Below are 692 nucleotides of genomic sequence, written 5' to 3'. Positions count from 1 at the left end.
AAAACACTGCCTGTGCCGACAGACAAAACGGTTCATCAGCTGTTTGAAGAAACGGCTCAGCGCCACAAAGACCAACCGGCTGTTACGTATAACGGGCAGTCATGGACGTACGGTGAGCTGAATGCGAAGGCAAACCGTCTGGCGCGGATTCTGATCGACTGCGGCATCGGCGCGGATGAGCGCGTCGGCATTCTCACAAAGCCGTCGTTTGAAATGTCCGCTGCGGTGCTCGGTGTCCTGAAGGCAGGAGCGGCATTTGTGCCGATTGACCCTGACTATCCGGATCAGCGGATTGAATATATCCTACAGGACAGCGGCGCGACGCTTCTCTTGAAACAGGAAGGCATCACAGTGCCGGACAGCTACACGGGCGAGGTCATTCTTCTTGACGGCAACCGCACAATCCTGAGTCTGCCGCTTGATGAAAACGATGAGGAAAATCCGCAGACCGACACAACCGCGGATCACCTTGCTTATATGATTTACACGTCAGGAACGACCGGACAGCCGAAGGGTGTTATGATCGAGCACCATGCGCTTGTGAACCTGTGCTTCTGGCACCATGATGCGTTCGGCATGACGGCGGAGGACCGCAGTGCGAAGTACGCGGGCTTCGGGTTCGACGCTTCCATTTGGGAGATGTTCCCGACCTGGACGATCGGCGCCGAGCTTCACGTCATTGATGAAGCGAT

The 692-nt window shown here is 56.1% G+C and carries 1 protein-coding gene; it reads left to right on the top strand.

What is annotated here, in order from left to right; translation table 11 throughout:
• Positions 1 to 692: AMP-binding protein (locus CJU60_RS21260; protein ID WP_141243817.1), on the top strand; the 692-nt coding region annotated here is incomplete at both ends.

The organism is Bacillus sp. 7705b (assembly GCF_002289525.1).
Taxonomy (GTDB): domain Bacteria; phylum Bacillota; class Bacilli; order Bacillales; family Bacillaceae; genus Bacillus; species Bacillus halotolerans.
Note: the sequence above shows the minus strand (reverse complement) of the source record. Positions and strands in the feature narration are given on the sequence as shown.